Source organism: Singulisphaera chitinilytica (assembly GCF_049331405.1).
GTDB lineage: Bacteria > Planctomycetota > Planctomycetia > Isosphaerales > Isosphaeraceae > PoT.
In genome coordinates this window covers 5907566-5927927 of the sequence record NZ_CP186274.1, presented here as the reverse complement: position 1 = coordinate 5927927, position 20362 = coordinate 5907566, and the positions used below count along the sequence as shown (strand labels likewise).

The 20362-nt window shown below is 66.4% G+C and carries 18 protein-coding genes; 12 read left to right on the top strand and 6 right to left on the bottom strand.

The features are described from left to right. Positions 1-261 precede the first annotated feature (261 nt). The 3 genes from ACOYYX_RS23525 to ACOYYX_RS23515 are packed head-to-tail and all read left to right on the top strand — an operon-like array spanning position 262 to position 3223. Positions 262-942 carry a methyltransferase domain-containing protein gene (locus ACOYYX_RS23525; RefSeq protein ID WP_422924254.1) on the top strand — a complete coding sequence of 227 codons (681 nt, stop codon included), beginning with the start codon at positions 262-264 and terminating at the stop codon, positions 940-942. Beyond that, the gene (locus ACOYYX_RS23520) at positions 939-2117 is read left to right on the top strand and encodes an NAD(P)/FAD-dependent oxidoreductase (RefSeq protein WP_422924252.1); all 1179 of its coding nucleotides are present in this window, start codon (positions 939-941) and stop codon (positions 2115-2117) included. The genes ACOYYX_RS23525 and ACOYYX_RS23520 overlap by 4 nt, the downstream gene beginning before the upstream one ends. Before the next feature lie 14 nt (positions 2118-2131). Continuing rightward, positions 2132-3223 (top strand): type III polyketide synthase, encoded by a 1092-nt coding sequence (locus ACOYYX_RS23515; protein ID WP_422924250.1) that lies wholly within the window; start codon positions 2132-2134, stop codon positions 3221-3223. Between the two features lie 9 nt (positions 3224-3232). On the opposite strand, the gene ACOYYX_RS23510 is transcribed toward ACOYYX_RS23515, so the two are convergent. Next, positions 3233-5284, bottom strand: coding sequence for a PQQ-dependent sugar dehydrogenase (locus tag ACOYYX_RS23510; RefSeq protein ID WP_422924249.1), 2052 nt, complete (start codon positions 5282-5284; stop codon positions 3233-3235). A gap of 850 nt (positions 5285-6134) precedes the next feature. Here ACOYYX_RS23510 and ACOYYX_RS23505 point away from each other — a divergent pair. Continuing rightward, entirely contained in the window at positions 6135-7352 is a 1218-nt protein-coding gene (locus ACOYYX_RS23505; protein ID WP_422924247.1) for a serpin family protein, read from the top strand. Positions 7353-7478: 126 nt separating this feature from the next. Further along, the gene (locus ACOYYX_RS23500; protein ID WP_422924245.1) at positions 7479-8531 is read left to right on the top strand and encodes an alpha/beta fold hydrolase; all 1053 of its coding nucleotides are present in this window, start codon (positions 7479-7481) and stop codon (positions 8529-8531) included. Positions 8532-8608: 77 nt separating this feature from the next. Here the strand turns inward: ACOYYX_RS23500 and ACOYYX_RS23495 are convergent, their stop codons facing one another. Beyond that, the gene (locus ACOYYX_RS23495; protein ID WP_422924243.1) at positions 8609-8998 is read right to left on the bottom strand and encodes a winged helix-turn-helix transcriptional regulator; all 390 of its coding nucleotides are present in this window, start codon (positions 8996-8998) and stop codon (positions 8609-8611) included. 196 nt (positions 8999-9194) lie between these two features. On the opposite strand from ACOYYX_RS23495, the gene ACOYYX_RS23490 reads away from it, so the two are divergent. The 6 genes from ACOYYX_RS23490 (at position 9195) to trpC (ending at position 15080) form a co-directional block, all read left to right on the top strand. Then, positions 9195-10184 (top strand): zinc-dependent alcohol dehydrogenase family protein, encoded by a 990-nt coding sequence (locus ACOYYX_RS23490; protein WP_422924241.1) that lies wholly within the window; start codon positions 9195-9197, stop codon positions 10182-10184. A gap of 96 nt (positions 10185-10280) precedes the next feature. Further along, positions 10281-11294, top strand: coding sequence for a zinc-binding alcohol dehydrogenase family protein (locus tag ACOYYX_RS23485; RefSeq protein WP_422924239.1), 1014 nt, complete (start codon positions 10281-10283; stop codon positions 11292-11294). Between the two features lie 617 nt (positions 11295-11911). After that, positions 11912-12124, top strand: coding sequence for a hypothetical protein (locus ACOYYX_RS23480; protein ID WP_422924237.1), 213 nt, complete (start codon positions 11912-11914; stop codon positions 12122-12124). A gap of 134 nt (positions 12125-12258) precedes the next feature. Then, the gene (locus ACOYYX_RS23475; RefSeq protein WP_422924235.1) at positions 12259-12471 is read left to right on the top strand and encodes a hypothetical protein; all 213 of its coding nucleotides are present in this window, start codon (positions 12259-12261) and stop codon (positions 12469-12471) included. Positions 12472-12632: 161 nt separating this feature from the next. Beyond that, a complete protein-coding gene (locus ACOYYX_RS23470) occupies positions 12633-14102 on the top strand; it encodes a glycosyltransferase family 39 protein (RefSeq protein WP_422924233.1) in 1470 nt (489 codons plus the stop codon). Positions 14103-14237: 135 nt separating this feature from the next. Further along, positions 14238-15080 (top strand): indole-3-glycerol phosphate synthase TrpC, encoded by an 843-nt coding sequence (trpC, locus tag ACOYYX_RS23465; protein WP_422924232.1) that lies wholly within the window; start codon positions 14238-14240, stop codon positions 15078-15080. Between the two features lie 72 nt (positions 15081-15152). Here the strand turns inward: trpC and ACOYYX_RS23460 are convergent, their stop codons facing one another. Both ACOYYX_RS23460 and ACOYYX_RS23455 read right to left on the bottom strand, forming a co-directional pair. Further along, positions 15153-15686, bottom strand: coding sequence for a hypothetical protein (locus ACOYYX_RS23460; RefSeq protein ID WP_422924230.1), 534 nt, complete (start codon positions 15684-15686; stop codon positions 15153-15155). 136 nt (positions 15687-15822) lie between these two features. Beyond that, positions 15823-17631 (bottom strand): RNA polymerase sigma factor, encoded by a 1809-nt coding sequence (locus ACOYYX_RS23455; protein WP_422924229.1) that lies wholly within the window; start codon positions 17629-17631, stop codon positions 15823-15825. 261 nt (positions 17632-17892) lie between these two features. Between ACOYYX_RS23455 and ACOYYX_RS23450 the strand changes: the two genes are divergently transcribed. Next, entirely contained in the window at positions 17893-18882 is a 990-nt protein-coding gene (locus tag ACOYYX_RS23450; RefSeq protein WP_422924227.1) for a hypothetical protein, read from the top strand. An 8-nt stretch (positions 18883-18890) separates the two neighbouring features. Here the strand turns inward: ACOYYX_RS23450 and ACOYYX_RS23445 are convergent, their stop codons facing one another. Both ACOYYX_RS23445 and ACOYYX_RS23440 read right to left on the bottom strand, forming a co-directional pair. Beyond that, positions 18891-19448 (bottom strand): 2OG-Fe(II) oxygenase, encoded by a 558-nt coding sequence (locus ACOYYX_RS23445; protein WP_422924225.1) that lies wholly within the window; start codon positions 19446-19448, stop codon positions 18891-18893. Between the two features lie 133 nt (positions 19449-19581). Beyond that, the gene (locus ACOYYX_RS23440; RefSeq protein ID WP_422924223.1) at positions 19582-20319 is read right to left on the bottom strand and encodes a hypothetical protein; all 738 of its coding nucleotides are present in this window, start codon (positions 20317-20319) and stop codon (positions 19582-19584) included. Positions 20320-20362: the final 43 nt, after the last annotated feature.

Below are 20362 nucleotides of genomic sequence, written 5' to 3'. Positions count from 1 at the left end.
GATATCACCCGGCCACTCGCACCACCCTTTGAGCGTTCAGAAAAGCACAAATCGTCATCAATTGGATTTGCATCATTTGATCGGGCGACTCTCCGGCTGCCGGAGCAAATCGGGGCGGGCCGGTTGTATCTCGGCGCGCGTTTCGCTGCATAATGAATCGCCATGAGGCCTGCTGATTTGCCTCAGAGATTCATCAACGCGGTAAACATGCCAAATAAAGCGAGCCCCGATCTGCGACAGAGGCATCGGGTGCCCGAGATCATGGATCAACCGGGCCTGACGCCCGAAATGCATGCCTCGGCCCTCCGAGGACTCGGGAGGATCAACTCCTTCAGCCGGAGCGCGGCGATCCTCTGGCCGTCGATCGCGGCCCTGGCCCGAGGACGCGGGCCGGGCGATCCCCCTTTGCGCGTGCTCGACCTGGCGAGCGGCGGCGGGGACGTGGCCATTGCCCTGGCCCGAAGGGCCAAGGGTGAAGGGCTGGAACTGGACGTCGAGGGGTGCGACATCAGCTCCCAGGCCGTCGAGTTCGCCCGAGATCGAGCCAGACATCGAGGCATCGACGTGCGATTCTTCGAAAGCGACGCCCTGGCCGACACGCCCCCCCGCGATGATTACGACGTCATCGCCTGCTCGCTCTTCCTCCATCACCTCGATGAAGCTGCGGCCATCGAGTTGCTCCGGCGCATGGCTGAGGCCGCCGGGCAGCTCGTGCTCGTCAACGACCTCGTCCGGGGCCGCTTCGGCTACTGGCTCGCCAAGTTCGGGTGCCGCCTGCTGTCCCGCTCGCCGGTCGTCCATTACGACGGGCCTGCGTCGGTGGCCGGGGCGTTCACGGTCGAGGAAGCCCGAGGCCTCGCCGAGCGTGCGGGTTTGAGCGGAACCACGATTACAAGGCACTGGCCCCAGCGATTCCTCCTGAGCTGGAGGCGCGGCGGATGACCTCCGGCTCGATGGTCGATACCCTGAGCCTCGAGGCCGCCACGACTCGCCGTTGGGACGCCGTGGTGATCGGCGCGGGGCCGGCCGGGACCCTGGCCGCCCGCCAGATCGCGTGGGCCGGCGCACGCGTCCTGCTCGTCGACAAGAAGGCCTTCCCCCGCACCAAGGTCTGCGGCGCCTGCCTGAATGGCCAGGCGCTCGCCGTCCTGCGATCGATCGGGCTCGAATCCCTGATCGATCGGTTAGGGGCGGTCGAACCCGAACAGCTCCAGGTGACGTTCCGTCACCGCTCGGCCCGGTTCCCGCTGCCCGAGGGCCGCGTCCTCTCACGGGCCCGGCTCGATGCCGCGCTGGTCGAGGCGGCGATCGCAGCAGGAGCCGACTTCATCCAGGAGACCTCGGCGGTCGTCGAACGAGCGGAAGGGGACGTGCGCCGCGTCAGGCTGACTCGTCCGGATCGCTCGGCGCTCGCCGAGGCGAGGCTGGTGATCGTCGCCGCGGGGATCGGCAACACATGCCTCGACCATCATGCGGAGCCGTTGAGGACGCGGGTCGCCGTTGCATCGCGAGTGGGCCTCGGGACGGTCGTCGACGAGTGCCCTCCGGCCTATCGCGAGCCGAGGATCAGCATGGCCGTCGCTCGCGATGGCTACGTCGGTATCGTCCGGGATGAGGACGGGCGGCTCAACGTGGCCGCCGCCGTCGCCAAGGAGATGCTCAGACGCGCGGGGAGCCCCGGCGAGGCGGCCGCCGCTATTTTATACGAGGCGGGAGCCATGCCCGTCCCCGCGCTCGAGTCGAGCCAGTGGCAGGGGACCCCGCCCTTGACGCGACAGACCCGGCCGATCGCCGCCAGTCGTCTCTTCCTCCTCGGAGACGCCACGGGCTATGTCGAGCCCTTCACCGGGGAAGGGATGGCCTGGGCCATGGCCTCCGGGCGGGCGATCGCCCCGCTCGCGCTGCGAGCGATCGGGGAGTGGGAGCCCGGGCTCATCGGGGAGTGGTCTCGGCTCCATGGCCGGCTGGTCGGGCGCCGCCAGGCCATCTGCCGGGGGTTTGCTGCGGTCTTGCGACGCCCCTGGTTGTCTCGCCTCGTGTTCGAGACGGCCACGAGGGCCCCGGTCATGACCCGGGGCCTGATCCAAAGGGTCAATTCACCACCGGTCTCACTGTAAGCGAGTTGACGACTATGCCCACCTGGATCGCCGGCATCGGCACCGCCCTGCCGCAGCATCGGATCGCTCAGGCGGACGCCGCCGAGATCGCCCAGCAGTTCTCCTGCGAGACCCCCGCCCAGGAGCGTCTCTTCCAGGCGATGTATCGCAAGGCGGGGGTCGAGGGCCGGCATTGCGTGGTGCTCGACGCCTCGGAGGGGGACCTGGCGGGCCGCCAGTCGTTCTTCAACCAAGGGCAGGACCCGACCACCTTCGACCGGATGCGCAAGTACGAGGCCGAGGCAGGGCACCTCGCCGTCTCCGCCGCGAAGGTCGCGCTCGACGACGCGGGGATCGACCCCGGCCGGGTCACCCACCTGATCACCGTGACCTGCACCGGGTTCTATTCCCCCGGATTCGACATCAGCCTGATCAAGCAACTGCCACTCAGCCCGGAGGTCGCCCGCACCCAGGTCGGGTTCATGGGATGTCACGGACTGCTCAACGCGCTCAGGGTGGCGAAGTCGTTCCTGGACGCCGATCCCTCGGCCTGCGTGCTCGTCTCGGCGGTCGAGCTCTGCAGCCTGCACCATCAATACGGCTGGAACCCCGACAAGATCGTGGCCAACTCCCTCTTCGCCGACGGCTCCGCGGCGCTCGTCGCGGTCGCTTCGCCATCAGGCCTGAACGAGCGGTCGCCGGCCCCTTACCGCGTGGTCGGGACCGGCTCGACGCTCATCGAAGACTCGGAAGACGCGATGTCCTGGCGCATCGGCAATCACGGGTTCGAGATGACGCTCTCCCCTCGCGTGCCCGAGTTGATCGGCCGGCATCTGCTTCCGTGGCTCGAGCCCTGGCTCGCGAAGTACGGCCAGAGCCTCGCCACGATCGGTTCCTGGGCAATTCACCCGGGAGGGCCTCGTATCCTCTCGGCGGTCCATGAGGCGACGGGGCTCGACCGCTCCGCGCTCGAGGTCTCTCAGCGCGTCCTGGCCGAGTGCGGCAATATGTCGTCCCCCACGATCCTGTTCATCCTCGACCGCCTCTACCGGGCCCGGGCGCCTCGGCCTTGCGTGGCGTTGGCCTTCGGCCCCGGGCTGATGGTGGAGGCGGCCTTCCTGGAATGAAGCGACCGGTCAGCCGTTCCACTTCGCGAACCGCCGACGCTGTGCCAGCTCCGCCCACGGGGAGCCAACGACCTGCGGTCGGTCCTCGGTCGAGGTCGACTGTGCGGTGATGACGGACCGGGCCTGGGTCGAGTCGGAGGCGTGGAAGAGCTGGCTCGCCGGGATGGCCTGGCGGGCGACCCCAGGGCCCGACCACGACAGGATCAGGCCGGCGGGGCCTCGGTTCTGGAAGTAGTCGACCTGGATCGAGTGCAGGCCGGCGTCCAGCGTGATTGCCCTGGTGCGCCTGACCATCCCGTGGATGCCGTTGTTGTTGATGACGAGGTTGCCGTCGATCCAGACCCTCGAGCCGTCGTTGGAATTCAGGGCCAGCGTGTAGCGCCCGGGGGTGTCGACCTTCAGGAACCCGGTGAACCTCGCGGCGAAGTTGGTGTTGAAGCGGGCGTCGAGCCCCGCCCAGGCGAGCCGGCTCGGGAAGAAGTTGAGGGACGACTCGACCCGCGTCAGGTCGGGCGTGCGGCCGGTCAGGTCGGGCAGGCTCCGGAGCCTCGTGGTGAAGTCGAAGTATTCTCCCTTCAACCCTTGCAGCAAGGTCGGGGTGGTGGGGACCTGGACCGTCAGCGTCGCGTTGGCGCTGATGGCCGCGCCGAAGGCGTTGGCGGCGATGGCGCGATAGGCGCCGGCGTTCGCCGAGGTCGCGTCGACGATCGTGAGCCGGGGCGAGTTCGTGCCGACGTCGACCCAGTTGGCCCCGACGAGATGCTGCCACTGGTACGTCAGCGAGGCACCCGAGGCAGAGATTTGGAAGGTCGCGGCGTCTCCCTGATTGACCGTCAATGAGGTCGGCTGCGTCAGGATCTTAGGGGCGTTGTACGAGACCTCGGTGACCTTGCCGTCGTACGTCAGGTAGAAGAGGTGGCCGCTCGAATCGACGGCGACGTCGACGACCCCGCCCGTGATGCCGGTCGCGAAGGAGGCCGAGGTGTCGGGGTTCGAGGCCGTCCCGGGGTGCGCCGGGTCGAAGACCCGGATCCAGTTGCCCCCGATGTCCCCATAGAAGTACTTGCCGACGTAGCTGCCGGGGAACTGGGCCGTGCTCGGGTTGTAGAAGGTCCCCCCGGTGATCGCGCTCCCGCCGTTCGCCGGGCCGCCGGAATGGTTGTAGGCGAGCAGGGGGTTGTGATAGACCCCGGGGCCCGGAGGGGACTGGCCGAAGCCGTCGGTGTTGCCGCCGCTCCAGCCGTAGTTGGCCCCGGCGACGCTCAGATTGATCTCCTCCCAGGTCACCTCGCCCACATCGTTGATGAAGATCTTTCCCGTGCCAGGCTGGACCGCGAATGTGTACGGGTTGCGGAGCCCGATCGCGTAAATGAGTTGGTTGATGCCCGTCGCCGAACCCACGAACGGGTTGTCGCTCGGGATCAGATGCCCAACCGTCGTGTCGTCGCGCGTGGCCTCACCGGAGTTGAATGCCGACACATCGATGCGAAGCTGCTTGCCCAGCAGATTGCCCAGGGTCTGCGAGGCCCGATAGGTGTTTCCGCCCTGGGTGAACGTCTGCAGGTTATCCCCGGCCCCGGCGTAGAGCATGCCGTCGGCCCCGAAGAGGATCGCCCCCCCGTTATGGTTCGTCGCCGAGCTCAGCGAGTTCCAGTCGAGGATCGGGGCCTCGTTGGTGAAGACGGGCTGCTGCGGGTTCGAGTCGTTCACGGTGAACCGGCTGAGCTGGTTGTGCTCCCCCGTCGACCAGGAGGCCGCGCCGGCATTCGGGTTGGTGTAATAGAGATAGACGTAGTGGTTCGAGGCGTAGTTGGGGTCGAACGCGATCCCGAGCAGCCCGCGCTCTCCCTGCGAGTCGACGTTGAGGTGAAGCGCAGTCCAGGTCGTGCCGTCGTCGCGGACGAGCTCGACGTTGCCCGTCTGCTCGAGCACGAAGAGGCGCCCGTCGGGCGAGAACTCCATCGACGTCGGCTCGGTCAGCCCCGTCGCGGCGACGGCCTCGCCGAACCCCGAAGGCAAGGTCGTCGGCGTCAGGCGAGACTCCAACGGCTCGAGCCGCAACCGCAGATCCCCGCGGCCTGACGCCCGGAATCCACGATCTCGCCCGTTCCCGAAAACCCTGGTGACCAGCCCGCGCGCAAGAAGGAGAGGCTCCCTGTTCGTCATGGCGTTGTCTCGGCATGGAGAGGGTGAGGGGAGCATCATGCTCGTCGAAGTCCGCATCGGGGCTGATCGCCCCTTAACATACGGGAGAAATTCGTCTTCGTGTCTGATGTTGAAGGATGAATGGAAATCGGCGGACCAACGTCCCGCAATCCACATGCCGGGAAACTGGGCTTCGTCAGGCGTGCGATGCCCCGTCTCGGCCCGGCTCATTGCCATGAAGGGCACGCCCTCGGGAAGAGGCCAGGACATGCAGTAACCCGGGCCGTGGATGGCGATTGCACCGACACCGCTCGACCACAATGATCGCTCATTGCAGTGTCGCTCCTCGCCCAGATCGCTTTCATCGAGCCTTCTTCAAACTCTCAATCGTATTTTTTGATCTTATTTTGAATCTTTTCCATTGGTAGGCTGGACGATCTCACCCGGCCCATCGGCATCGAACTCCTGGGAGAACCCTTAAGGGTCGTGATTGGCATAAGCTGGACCAATGATCGTTCCACCGATGATCCTCGCCGAGCCCATTCTCCGGACCATCACTCGGATCCATGTTTCGGTGTTGCCGCCGATCGATCGGGGACAATCCGCGTTCGCAAATAAATCGTTCTTCGAAAGGCGAAACATGGATGAGGGTTGCGCCCGAATCCGGAAGCCGATGGGCAGGGGGGCTCTGTTCGGCTCTAATAAATTCATCCCCTGGTCGTGGATCTACCGGGCCCACTTCAATTCCCCCCCCGGAGACGGAACGATGATCCGACGGTTATACTCGTGCTTCATGCTGGTCGTGGTCGGCAGTACGGCACTCGCCGCCGAGGCTCGGCAGGATAAACCCATGAACCCAGTCGTCAGCGGTAACACGGCGTTCGCGATCGACCTCTATGCGAAGCTGCGAGGGGGCTCGAAGGGGAACCTCTTCTTCTCCCCCCAGAGCATCTCCTCGGCGCTGGCGATGACCGTCGCCGGGGCGAAGGGGACGACCGAGGCCCAGATGCTCAAGGCCCTCCACCTCGACCTTCCCCGAGGGGAGTTGCATCGTGCCTTCGGATCCCTCCTCAAGGACCTCAAGTCGCGGGGCAAGGACGCCGGATATCGCCTCGGCATCGCCGACCGCCTCTGGGGCCAGCGCGGCTACGAGTTCCTGCCGGACTTCCTCGCCCTGACCCGCGACGAGTACGACGCCGAGCTCGCCCAGCTCGAGTTCGAGAAGGATCCGGAAGGCTCCCAGCGCACGATCAACGCCTGGGTGGCCGATCAGACCGAGGGCAAGATCAAGAACCTGATCCCGAGCCCCCTCAGCACCAACACCAGGCTCGTCCTCACCGATGCCGTCTACTTCAAGGCGGCCTGGGCCGACCCGTTCAACGCCTCGTCGACCCGCGACGATAAGTTCCACCTCGGCGGCGGCGAAGACGTCGATGCGAAGCTGATGCACCGGACTGGGACGTACAAAGTCGGCTCCGGCGACGGCATCAAGGCGCTCGAGATCGGCTACAAGTCGGGGGCGATGTCGATGATCGTGCTCCTGCCCGACGAGGTCGATGGCCTGACCGCGCTCGAGGCCAGGCTGACCTCCGAGAACCTCAATCGCTGGATCTCGGGCCTGCAGCCCAGGCGCGTCGCGCTCGCGTTCCCCCGATTCAAGTCGACGAGCCATGTGGACCTGATCGCCCCCGCGAAGGCCCTGGGGATATCCGACGCCTTCGAACCGGATAAGGCCGACTTCTCGGGAATCAACGGCAAGCATGACCTCTTCATCAGCGACGCGATCCACCAGGCGTTCGTGGACGTCACAGAGGAAGGGACGGAGGCCGCGGCCGCCACGGCGATCGCCGTCGGGGCCCGGGCCGCCGCCATCACCGCACCGCCGATCCCCTTCCGCGCCGACCACCCCTTCATCTACCTGATCCGGGACAACGCGACGGGGAGCATCCTGTTCCTCGGCCGGCTTATGAATCCCCAGGGTTGAGTTGAAGGCCCGGCCCGACGCCGCACCGCTCGCTCGCTCGATCCAACGGGCGGTGTGGCGTAAGATCCGGATGGCCCGAGAGGGCCTCGACCCGAGCCACGAAACGCCCGAGAGAGATCAAGCACGATGGCCTCGACCCGCCCGGCATCGCTTCGGATCCCCACCTCCTTGCTCGCGGCCCTGGCCGTGCTCGGCTCGGTCCTCGCCGCGTCGGGCTCGATCGCCGGGGGGGACGAGCCGCCGGATCCCGGCCCGAAGCCGACGAGCCAGGGGAAGGCCCAGGCCAACGGCATCGAGATCGCCTACGAGACGTATGGCCCGCAAGATGGCGAGCCGATGCTCCTCATCATGGGCTTCGCCAGCCAGCTCACGGCCTGGCCGGTCGAGCTCTGCGACGACCTGGCGAAGCGGGGCTACCGCGTCATCATCTTCGACAACCGCGACATCGGCCTCTCCACCAAGCTGAAGGCGGGGGGAAAGCCCGACGTGAACGCGCTCATGCTCGCCAGGCTCACGGGCCGGCCCGTGAAGCTGCCGTACACCCTCGAGGACATGGCCAAGGATTCGTTGGGGCTCCTCGACGCCCTCGGCATCAAGAAGGCCCACGTCGTGGGGGTCTCGATGGGGGGGATCATCGCCCAGATCCTCGCGACCGACTATCCCGACCGCACGCTCTCGCTCACCTCGATCATGTCGACCTCCGGGACCCCGAACATCAAGCTGCCGGCGAAGCCCGAAGTCTTCTCGAAGATCCCCAAGCCCCCTCGCGACGAGGACACGAACCCCGAGGTGGCCCTCGAATACGCGATGACCCTCTCCAAGGTCCTCGGCGGCTCGGGCTATCCCCCCGACGAGACCCGACTCCGCGAGGTCATCCGCCGTTCCATGAAGCGAGGAATCGACGACCGCGCCAGCCTCGCCCGCCAGAACGCCGCGGTGGCCATCGGCTTCTTCGAGGATCGACGCGCGAAGCTCAAGACGATCAAGGTGCCGACCGTCGTCGTCCACGGCGCCGAGGACCCCTTGATCTCGGTCGACGGGGGCAAGGACACCGCCGCCAACATCCCGGGCGCGGAGCTCATCATCATCCCAGGCATGGGGCACGACCTCCCCGTCGCCCTCTCCAGAACGCTCGCCGAGGCCATCGCCTCGGCCGCGAATCGAGCCAAAGCGAAGTGACGGCCGAGAAGGCTCGACCGCTCGAACTCAAGCCAAGGCCGGCCCTCCGTCGCGACGAGGGGTCGGCCTTTTCCATGTCATTCCTGCCGGTTGGAAGGCTGGGCCTTCGCCTCGCGGTCGTCGCGGATGGCCTGCTCGACGTGCCCCATGTGGCAGACGCCCCACTCCTGCATCATCCGCAGGATCGGGCCCAGGGTGAGGCCGAGCTCCGTCAGCGAGTATTCCACCTTGGGCGGGACGACCGCGTAGACCTCGCGATGGACAAGGCCGACCGCTTCGAGCTCGCGGAGCTGGAGGGTCATCACCCGCTGCGTCACGAAGGGCATCATGCAGCGCAGCTCGCCAAACCGCTTGGTACCATCAAGAAGATGATACAGGATCATCCCCTTGTACTTCCCGCCGATTGCATCGAGGGTCGCCTCCACGGGGCAGCCCGCCGGGTCGAGCGTGTACTTCCTTGACTTCATCACGGCACGTCCTCGACAGGAACATTTTTGATACTAGGCCACAAGATTGTACGTTCTTGTCTTCGGGGGGACCAAGACCCAGAATACGCACGTCGCGGGACGGGCCGGCACCGGCCGTCGAGGTCGGGGCGACGGCAATGGCCGTCCGACATCGGTGCGATCGAGACACAACCTGCTCGAGGGGAAGGTGTTCGCCATGGCGCGTGTCGTGCGATTTCATGAGACGGGAGACCCCGAGGTCCTCAAGATCGAGGAGATCGAGCTGCCTCCGCCCGGCCCCGGCGAGGTCAAGCTCGGCATCAAGGCGATCGGGCTCAACCGGGCCGAGTCGATGTATCGCCGGGGCCAGTACCTCGAGGATCCCGTCTTCCCCGCCAAGCTCGGTTACGAGGCCTCCGGCATCATCGAATCAGTCGGGCCGGGGGTGGCGGGGTACGAGGTCGGCGACGCCGTCAGCGTGGTCCCGAACTTCTCGTTGCTGAAATATGGCGTCTATGGCGACGCCGCCATCGTGCCGGTGACGGCCCTGGCGAAGCACCCCGCGTCGATCTCGTGGGAAGAGGCCGCGGCCACGTGGATGCAGTACGCCACGGCCTATGGCGCCCTCATCGAGATCGCCGACCTGAAGGCGGGGGACACGGTCCTGATCCCGGCGGCCTCGAGCAGCGTGGGGATCGCCGCCATCCAGATCGCCCACATGGTCGGGGCCACGCCCGTCGCCCTGACCCGCACGAGCGCCAAGCGGGCACAGCTCGAGAAGGCCGGGGCCACCCACATCATCGCCACCGAAGAGCAGGACCTCGTCGCCGAGACGCTCAAGCTCACCGGCGGCAAGGGGGCGAGGGTCGTCTTCGACCCCGTCGGCGGCCCGACCGTGGATAAGCTCTGCGAGGCGATGTGCCGGTCGGGTATCCTCTTCCTGTACGGGGTCCTCAGCACCGAGCCGACCCCTCTGCCGCTCTTCCAGGTCCTCGCCAAGTGGCTCACGATCCGGGGCTACATCGTGATGGAGTTCACCACGAACCCCGTCACACTGGAGCGGACCAAGGCGTTCGTCGTGGAAGGGCTCGCCAGCGGCAAGCTCAAGCCCCTGATCGCGAAGACCTTCCCGCTCGAGCAGATCGTCGAGGCCCACCGCTACCTCGAGTCGAACGAGCAGATCGGCAAGGTCGTCGTCACGGTCTGAGCAAGCTGCGATTATCCTTTTGATTTCCAAATAGCAATACTTTTCAGATAAAAAGGGGCCGGGCACGAGCTGTTGCCCGGCCCCTCGGGAGGAACCATGAAGGCCGTCGGATACCGCAAGTCGCTGCCGATCACCGAACCCGAATCGCTCCTCGACGTGGAGCTGCCCGATCCGACGCCTTCCGGCCGCGACCTCCTGGTCCGGGTCCGGGCCATCTCGGTGAACCCCGTCGACAGCAAGGTGCGCAAGCGTGCCGAGCCGGAGCCGGGGGGCGTGAAGGTCCTCGGCTACGACGCCGCCGGCGTCGTGGTCGCCACGGGCCCCGAGGCGACTCTGTTCAAGACCGGGGACGAGGTCTGGTACGCCGGCTCGATCGCCCGTCAGGGGACGAACTCGGAGCTGCACCTCGTCGACGAGCGGATCGTCGGCAAGAAGCCGCGCTCGCTCGACTTCGCCCACGCCGCGGCCCTGCCGCTCACGGCGATCACCGCCTGGGAACTCCTCTTCGACCGCCTGGAGGTCGCCCCCGGCAAGCGGCCCACCGATCAGTCCCTGTTGATCATCGGGGCGGGGGGAGGGGTCGGCTCGATCCTCACGCAGATCGCCAAACGGCTCACGAGCCTGACCGTCATCGGCACGGCCTCGCGGCCCGAGACCTCGGAGTGGGTCCGGTCGCTCGGCGCCGATCACGTCATCGACCACACGAAGCCCCTTTCGGAGGAGCTCAAGCGGATCGGCCTGCCGCACGTCACGCACGTCGCCAGCCTGACGCAGACGGATACACACCTGGCCCAGATCATCGAGTCGCTCGCGCCGCAAGGTAAGCTCGGGCTCATCGACGACCCGCAGGGGATCGACATCACCGCCTTCAAGCGGAAGAGCCTCTCGGTTCACTGGGAATTGATGTTCACACGATCGCTCTTCGATACACCGGACATCATCGCGCAGCACCAGCTCCTCAACGAGGTCGCCGACCTCGTCGACACGGGCATCATCCGCACCACGATCAGCGACCACTTCGGCAAGATCAACGCCGAGAACCTGAAGCGGGCCCACGCCCTGCTCGAAAGCGGCAAGGCCAAGGGCAAGGTCGTGCTCGAGTCGTTCTGATCTGCCCTGGATCCTCCGCCGCCTGGCACTCCGCAGGCGGCGGAGGGTCGAATTCCTGACGCCCCCCATCCATCCCCTGGCAGACCGGCTCATCGACCGATCGCAGCCTGTCCGCATCACGCCTGAAGAGTGACTCGCCTGATCCTTAAAAAAGGGCGAGAGACCCTTCTCAAATCCTCTGATCACAGCCCCCTCACAAAACCACTCCATCCAAGCACGCGATAATGCTTTTGATGGAGATTTCCCGGGTCTCGTGACGGAAAACACCTCCTCAATCCGAATGCCCATTTGCGTCCGGTTCGCGGAACGTGTTTCCTATTGGGAACATCCGACGCAAGGCCTGGCAACAGGACTATAATTCCCCTCGATATGACGACAAGATGATGACGCACTTCATGTCTGGCAGGGTCGAGAGAGTCAGGCGTTCAGCCATAAAAAGCCAAGCCAGCTCGATCTAAGGCAGGTACCAAGGCTCACATCCGCCCCTGGATTTGTCACCTGGGATTTCGGTCGGCGGGTCGATGAGGATTCGGTGGGAGGTTGGACATCGGCTTCGCATTTGCAACATCTCTCCGATCGACCGAGCCGAGGACGTCGAAACGCCTGGAGACGCGTGCATGGATCTACTGAAACGGAAACGCGACCTGTGGGAAATTGCACGTTCGCTCGATGGCGAGGAGGCGATTTGCCTGATCTTCGAGAGCCTCCAGTTCTGCATCACCTTCGACCAGATCTCCTTGCCCGCCGCGATCGAGCTCATCGCGCGAGCCGAGATGACGGAGCATTTGCAGATCGAGGAGCAGATCTATCAGCCCCATCGCACAGGGTAGCGTGTCTCCGTCCCTCGTCTCTTTCATCACCACATACGACGTTCATTCAATCCTCGATATCGGTCCGGAATGTCATGGCGGTTTCTGCATGATTCTCGACAACCGCAGGAGACTGCGGATGGAAGGAGGCCTTTATGCACCCCACTTCGAACACGCAGCGCAGAAGAAAGGCCGAGCTACGGGCCCTGGCGAGCACCCCCGAAGGTTACGACATCCTGAAACGCCTCTATGACCGCACCAAACATGGGGAGGAAACCGACACGGTCGAGCCCGAGATGACCGTGGTGAGCCTCGTCGAGGTGGTCGCCTCCTCCGAGCTCTCGCTGCACGGCAACCTCAAGACCTAGAGGTTCACCCTCCGTCGGCAAGTTCGCGTCATCGATCGATCGAGGCCCGGGGCATCCCCCGGGCCTCTCGTCATTTGCGGCCGGCCCCGCCTCTCTGATAGAAACGTTCCCGGGACGGGCCTAAGCCTCGGGTATTCAATGACGGGCCGAACGCGCGAAACATGGCAACCGACATCACTTCGACTCCGGATCACCACATCAGGCCGGCGAGGGCGTTTACCCGCAATCAGGCCGTCTTCCTTCTCGCGATCCTGGCCGGGGCCACGGTCCTTCGATTCGTCCAGTTGGGGCGGGAGAGCCTCTGGTTCGATGAGGTCGTCACCATGCGGCTGGCCCGCGCGGACGGGCCGAAGGCGCTGATCTCGCTCCTGGATCAGATCGACGCGACACGGGCCCCGCTGCATCCGCTCCTGCTCCAGGGGTGGATCTCCGCCTTCGGACCTTCGGATGCCTCCGGGCGGGCGTTCAGCGTAGTTTGCGGGGTGGGGACGGTTTTGCTCGCCTTTGCCATCGGCCGGAAGGCGTTCGACGCCGGGACAGGGCTCTGGGCCGCCTGGTTCTGCGCCTGGAGCCCGCTCCTGGTGATGTACTCGCGCGAGGCGAGGATGTACGCCTGGATGGTCTTCCTGACCTCGGCCTGCTGGTGGCTCCTCTTCACATTCTCGGACGCGCTTCGGGGCCCGAAGGGGGGCATCTGGCCGCGAGTGGCCTATGTGCTGGGCCTGGTGGCCCTGATCCTCTCGCACCCGCTCGGGCTCCTGATGGTGGCGGCGCTGGGGCTGGCGTCGCTCATCGATCGCAGGGCGTACGGGCTCACGCTCAAGGGGTGGCTGCTCCTGCATGGGGCCGCCGGGTTGCTCGTGCTGGGTTGGATCCCAAAATACCTGGATCACCCGCCGTCGTACATCGTGGGGAGGCTTCCCATCCGGTTCCTGTTCGGGCTGCCGATCGGGTTCGTGGGGGGGGATTTCCGGGTGCTGGCGGCCTGCTCGGCGGTGATTGGGTTCGGCCTCTGGAAGGACCACAGGAGCCGGGTCGAGGGGGAAAGTGAGGGGGAGCCTGGTCCGCAGGCGGCGATCACGCGGTCGCTGCTGATCTGGTTCGCCGTCTCGCCACTCTTACTCTACGGCTATTCCTGGAGCACGCATCCGATCTTCGGCCCGGCGCGCTACACGCTGTTCGTCGGGCCGGCGTACCTCCTGCTGCTGGCGCGTGGCGTGGGTCGGCTCCCGTGGCAGGCTCGCATCGTCGTGGCCGGAGGACTCCTGGCCGTCGCCATCAGCCTGCTCCAGTCGATGGCCTATGCGCCGGGGATCAAGGCCGACTGGAGAAGCGCCGCGGCGTACTTGAAGCAACACGACCCGACCGCGGCCGTCGTCGTGCTCAACGCCAGGGTCGACGCCGCCCGGTATTATCTCGGCGCCGAGCGGACAGTCCTGCCGCCCCCGGAGAAGATCGACGTCCGGCCCGAGATCGGGGCGAGCCGGGTCTGGTATGCGCACGAGCGTCAGGCGGAGCGCCCGCTGACGGCATTGCCCAGGTTCCTCGTCGAGAGCAGGGATCGGCAGACGACCGTCGATTTCCCCGGCCTGCGCCTGATCTGGGAACAACCGACGCCAGGCCCACGCTGACGCCGAGGGCCCATCTCTGATATCAGCCGAAGTCCATTTTTCAAAGGCCGGGGCGGTCGGTTAAGATGCGAGGGCCCGACTTGCGGGGGCGAAACGGCGATCGACAAGGGTTGGGCGAGAGGCAGGGACAGAGGCATGGCGACGATCCTCGACGAAATCGTGGCATCGAAGCAGCGGGAGGTGGCCGCCGCGCGGCACCGGATGCCGCTGGAAGAGATGGAAGACCAGGCCATGTCGGCGTCGGCCCCGCCCGTCCGCGACTTCCGCGCGGCCCTCGCCGGCCCCGGGCCGATCCAGCTCATCGCCGAGGTGAAGAAGGCCAGCCCCTCGGCCAAGGTCATCCGGGCCGACTTCGAGCCGATCTCCATCGCCAGGACCTACCAGGCCCACGGCGCGGCCTGCCTCAGCGTCCTGACCGACGCCCCCTACTTCCAGGGACACCTCTCGTACCTGGCCCGCATCCGGGCCTCGGTCGCGATCCCGCTCCTGCGCAAGGACTTCATCATCGACGAATACCAGGTGGTCGAGGCCCGGCTCGCCGGCGCCGACGCCATCCTGCTGATCGCCGAGATCCTCGACGACGCGACGATGGCCCGCCTCCTCGCCCGCGCCCGCAGCCTCGGGATGGCGGCGCTCGTCGAGTTCCACGAGGAAGCGAACCTTCCCCGCGTGCTCGCCTGCGGTGCCGACCTCGTCGGGATCAACAACCGGGACCTCCGCCGGTTCGTCACCGACCTTGATTTGACCCTCCGGCTCCGCGACAAGGTCCCCCCCGAGGTCCTCCTCGTCAGCGAGAGCGGGATCCGCACGCGGGCCGACGTCGAGCGGCTCGAAGCGGCGGGAGTCTCGGCCATCCTCGTCGGCGAGACCCTGATGCGGGCCCCCGATATCGGCCTGGCCGTCGAGCGCCTCCTGGGCCTCTCGCCCGAGGAACCCGCCGTTGAGGCGACCGCGAGCGAAACGACCGCGAAGGCCTGATCCCGTCGCGTGCTTCGAAATGCAAACGCCCCGGGACGTTTCCCGGGGCGTATAGCGGTGTACGGAAGTCTTTCAACGCCGCATCAGGCTGTAACCACCGTTCCCGCCGTACCCGCCGCCGTTCCCGCCGTACCCGCCGCCATTCCCACCGTATCCACCCGTGCTCGGGCGGCCGCCACCTTGCTGACCCCAGACCGGGCCGTTGTTATTTGAGGGGTAGCCGCCGCCGTTCGAGGGGTAGCCGTGGCCGCCGTTGTTCGGGTAGCCGCCCGACTGGGCCCAGACCGGGCCATGATTACCCTGCTGCGGATAGCAACCGCCGGTCGGGCGGGGGGTCCAGCAGCCGCCGGTCGGCCGGGGATAGCCGCCACCGGACTGACCCCAGACGGGGCCGTTGTTGCTGGGCATGTTGCAGGGCGGGGGGCAGTATCCGCCGTTCTGGGGAGGCATCGGGTAGCCGTTGCCGGGGTTGTAAGAGGACGACCCGGGACGACCCTGGCCCTGGCTCTGCGGGTAGCCCCAGGATCGCGTGTCGGCCTTCGCCACCGAGGTCATCGCCACCACCGCCAGGCCCGCCACCGCCAACTTCGCCATGATCGTGTTCATCGTCGTGTGTCCCGTTTCGCTCGTGTGTCCCTTTCGAGGCCGTCCCACGGCCTTCTCGCAAGGGTTATCAGGAAGCGGACGACGGCCGGACACGACCCTCGAATAATTTTTTCGAGGCGGCGGCTCCCGGAGAAAATCAATCCGTCCGGACGAGCCGCGACTCCCCCTCGGGATCCGGCTCCAACAAGTCGAAATTGGGCCTGGCGGCGTTGGTGATCAGGATCATGTCCTCCCGGACCTGATAGCGAAGGCCGAGTTGGCCCAGGATCAGCGTGAGGGTCCGGCGGAGCGGCACGCCGGCGAGGTCGATCGTGACCCGGGCGTCCAGGGATTGCGCCACCTCCTTGAGACCGATCGGGTCGACGTAGATGTCGATCCCCCTGGGGAACTCGGGCGACCGGGTCGACGCCTTGACGTGCTTCAGGACCGCGTCCAGCGGCGTCGCCTCGGCGAAGTTCATGGCGACCTGCTGATCCAGGGTCTTGAGGATCGCCAGCGACTTCCCCTGGCTCGCCGCGGCCCGAGGGGTGGGATCCGCCGGAGCCCGGGGAGCGGCGATCGCGGCGACGATCGGGGCGTTCGCGAGGGTCTCGGCCTCGTCGCGGTATAACTGGGCCGAGAGATGTTCCAGGAGGCCGAGGTCGCTCGGCCGGCGCTGGTTCCGATCCTTGGCCACGAGTTGGACCTGATCCATCCGCTCCCGATGCTTCTCCAGGGCCCTGGCCTTGCGATCGGCGTTGCCCGAGACGAGGTCCCCTTCGGCCAGGCGGCGCGACCAGAGGTGGACCGCCTCAATATCGGCGTTCCCCTCGCGGAAGGCCTTGAAGGCGAGCTGATACCCGCGGGCGAAGACGGGATTATCGGCCTTCACCGCGTCGCGGAAGGGGCTCATCTCCGCCTTCTCAAGCTGAGGTTTGGCCTCGACGCGCAGGGCCATCGCCGCCTCGGCCTCGCGGGTCTTCGGCGCGGGGGCGGCGGCCGGTGCAGGGCCCACGGGAAGGGCAGGGGCAGGTTCGGGAGCCGCCTGGCCGAGTGCTGGTTTGGCGTCTCGATCACCCCTCAGCAACGTCCCGGCACCTGCGGCCGACGCGGCTACGGCGACCAGGACGAGGATCGCGGCCTTCGCCTGATCCCGGAAGAGCAGGGCCAGGGTCTCCTCCGCGAGAATCGCCGCATTGGCCGAGACCAGGGCTGTGGTCATTCCGCCGGTTGCGATCGAGGCTTCCATCGCCGCCTCGGCGGCCGTGGCGATCCAGGATTCGGGGACCATCGCCGAGGCATCCTGCGTCGCGATTGCCTCGAAGGCCACGAGCGCGGGGGCCAACCCGCGGCGAGCGATCCGCCCCTTGAGCATCTCCCTGGCTCGAGAGAGCCGCCCTTTGACCGTCCCGAGAGGCCAGCGGAGCCGCTCGGCCGCCTGCTCGTGCGTTCGCCCCTCCAGATAGCAGAGGACCATCACCGCACGGTACGAGCCGGGGAGCCGGCCGATCTCCTCGTCGAGCACCCTGGCGAGGTCGTCCCGGTGAGCGGAGGCGACGAATTCCTCGGCCGCCGCGGGCGCGGAGTCTTCCGACCAGGCGACGACCCGTTCCCGATTGCGACGGCGCAAGGCCTGAGTCCTGGCCTTCAGGGCGACGCGATAGGCGACCCCATGCAGCCAGGGGCCGATCGCCGCCCGGGGCCGCAAGATGTGGGCCCGCCGGGCCAGGACCAGGAACGCGGCCTGGAAGGCGTCTTCCACGTCCTCGGGATCGTCAAGGAGCCTGCGGCAGACACCGACGACCATCGAGCCGTGCAGGGCCACGAGCGCGGCGAAGGCTGCCTCGTCGCGACGCTCCCGGAACCGGCGGAGCAGCTCACGCTCGCTCAAGCCCGAGAGGGTCCCCAGGCCGAAGACCTGCCGGATCTGCTTCCAAACTGCGCCGGAACGCATGCTGCTCGACATGAGTCGGCCTCTCCTTTGAGATCGTGGAATCGTCTCCGTTCCACGGTCTATTGTCCGGAGAGGGGTCGAGAGATACAGGTTTTTCCGATTTTTCTGGCCGGGGCAGTGTTCGACGCGGCCCTTGCTTGCGGTTATCGCGTCAGATAGTTTCTCGTTCCCACCTTACCCGCCGAACTACCCCGCCCTCGAACCTCTGGAGTCCCCGCCATGACGCTCGGCCTGTCCACTCGCGTGAAAGCGTTGCTCGCAGGATTGATCGGGATGGCTGCAAGCTGTGCGCTCGGCGAGGACGTGCCCAGGCCGCGGCCATCGAACCGGCTGATCGTTTCTCCCAATGGTCCGCTCGATGGTGGCGACTTTGGACCGCGCACGCCCGGTACGAAAACCTCGGGACTGCAAGAAGCGTTCGATGCCGCCAAGCTGCGCGGAATGGACCTGGAAATCTCCGGTGGAAACTGGACCGAAGGGAAGACCTCCGCCGTCGTCTATAACTTGCAAGAAACGCTGCATATCCCCTGGATGCAGAACGCCCGGGTCGACAGCGGGCATGCGGTCCTGAATTACACCCCGAAGACCGGCGATGCCGTCGTCTTCGATAGCCAGATGAGCGGCTATTATCGCTTCGGCCTGATCGTCTCGAATGCGGATGGGGCCGTCGTCCGGATCGCCCCGAAGAGCAAGGGGCCCGACGGCTTCCGCGTCGTGACCGCCTGCGAGTTCGTCTTCAACGCCCTGGTCGGGGGCGGAGGCGCCTGGCCTGGTGGGGAAGCACACAACTCGGAACTCGACCGCTCGAGACGCTGGGTCGGGACCGGCCTCTGGCTAGATGGCTCCAACGGCTCGATCGATGCCAACAAGATCACGGTGGTGGAGACCGTCGGATGCGGCTCCGGCCTGAAACTCACCGGCGGAGTCTCGCGGAACACGATTGAAGAGGTCAACATCCATCTTTGCAACGACCACATCCAGATCGGAGCCGCCGAGGATGCCGCGCCCGCCGACAACCGAATCTCCGCGTTCATGGACTGCCAGAAGATCGAGACGGCGACCGGCGCGACGGTCTTTGGGTCGCGAAACATGCTGACCCTCAGCACCCGTCCGTTCCCCAAAGGGGCGGATTTGACGTTGGGGAAGACGGCCGCCGGTAACGTCATCCTGTTTCAATCTCCCTCCCGGCTCATCGACCACGCACCGAAGGGCTCCAATTTTCTGCTTGGCGTTCCGCCCACGACCATCACCGCAACGAAGTAGCGGTAGTGTCACTCCACCGGCAGGCCGTCCCCCTTGCTGAGGTCGAAGGTCCAGAACGAGGCGACCGTGTAGCGGACGCCTTGCGTGACCTTGGTGACGCCGTGCAGGTACTCGAGCGTGCCGGGGAAGAAGACGAGCATGCCGGGCGTGATCTTGGGGGCCAGGCGCTGGTTGGGGAAGAAGATCTGCCCCCCTTCGTAATCATTGTTCACGTAGATCAATGACGCGAAGGCTCGCCAGGCGTAGGGGTGCGGGGCGCCGTTGGGGTTCTCGGCGTCGGCGTGGGGGGCCTGGTCGAACCCTTCGGGCCAGCGGACGATCTGCAAGGTGTCGGCGGTGATCGGCTGGGTCAGGCCGTACGACTGGCGGATCTCCCGGCCCACGCGCTTGCGGATCTCGACGAGCTGATCCCTGGCGGCCGGGTTGAGGAACTCGGTGGCGTGGGCGATCCGCGAATTCCAGTAGCCCTGGGCCCGGGTATCCCAGGTGGTCAGGGTCTTGGCGCACTGGATGATGTCCGCGCATTCCTGGGGGGACAGGAAGTTCTCCCGGACGACGATCGCCATGTCTCGGCCCTCCGTAGTTCCGACCTGCTGCGCAACGCGCCTCGACCGCGACCTTGCGATCCTGGGCGTGGGCCGATTATAGGCGATTCGGCTCAAAGCACGAGTTCTCTTCGCGGTCGCGAAACGGCGGCGCTCAGCGCCCGAGTTCGCGGGCGTGCCAGCCGATGGCGTAGAGGTGGTCGAGGTGGAGCGGGTTGAAGAGGCCGCGGACTCCCCTAGGGCCGGGGACGCAGAGGTTGTTGACCCCCGGGCGGTCGACCTGGCAACTGAACCCGCTGGCACCCGGGACCCAGATGTGCTCGAGGTAGTTCGTTGTCGAGACGACGTCGAGTTCGTCGAAGAGCAAGGGATGCTCGGCGATGGACGGGTCGAGGACGGAGATCCGGCCGACGCGACGCCCCGTGTGCTGGAGCAAGAACCGGGCGGCGGCGGCGATCGTGAGGCAGCCCGAGCTCTGGCCGACGAGGTGGACGCTCGCCGGGTCGACGCCCGCGTTCAGCAGGGCATTCCCGAACGCATGGCCCTGGGCGATGGCGTTCTGCCGGATGACGGAAGGCCGGACGCTCGGCATCGTCGCCGCGTTCCAGTCCCAGCCCACGACGTTGACCCCCGCGCCATACTTCCGGCCGATGGACTCGGCGTAGCGCTCGGCCATGGCGAAGTGCAGGACCGGGTGATAGGGGTTGAGGCCGTGGGTCACGGCCACCGTGGGGAGGCTCGGGTTGATCGGATCGAACGGGCGGGCGCCGGCCGTGTAATTGACGAGGATCCCGGGGGCATGGTCGCCCCCCTTCACGACGATCTTGGCGCTGAGGTCAGGTCCCGCCTGACCCAGGATCGAGGCCGCGAGGAGTGTGGCAAGGGAAATCATGACGGTTCGGTGGCGCCTGACCAGGGTGTCGCGATTGACCCTC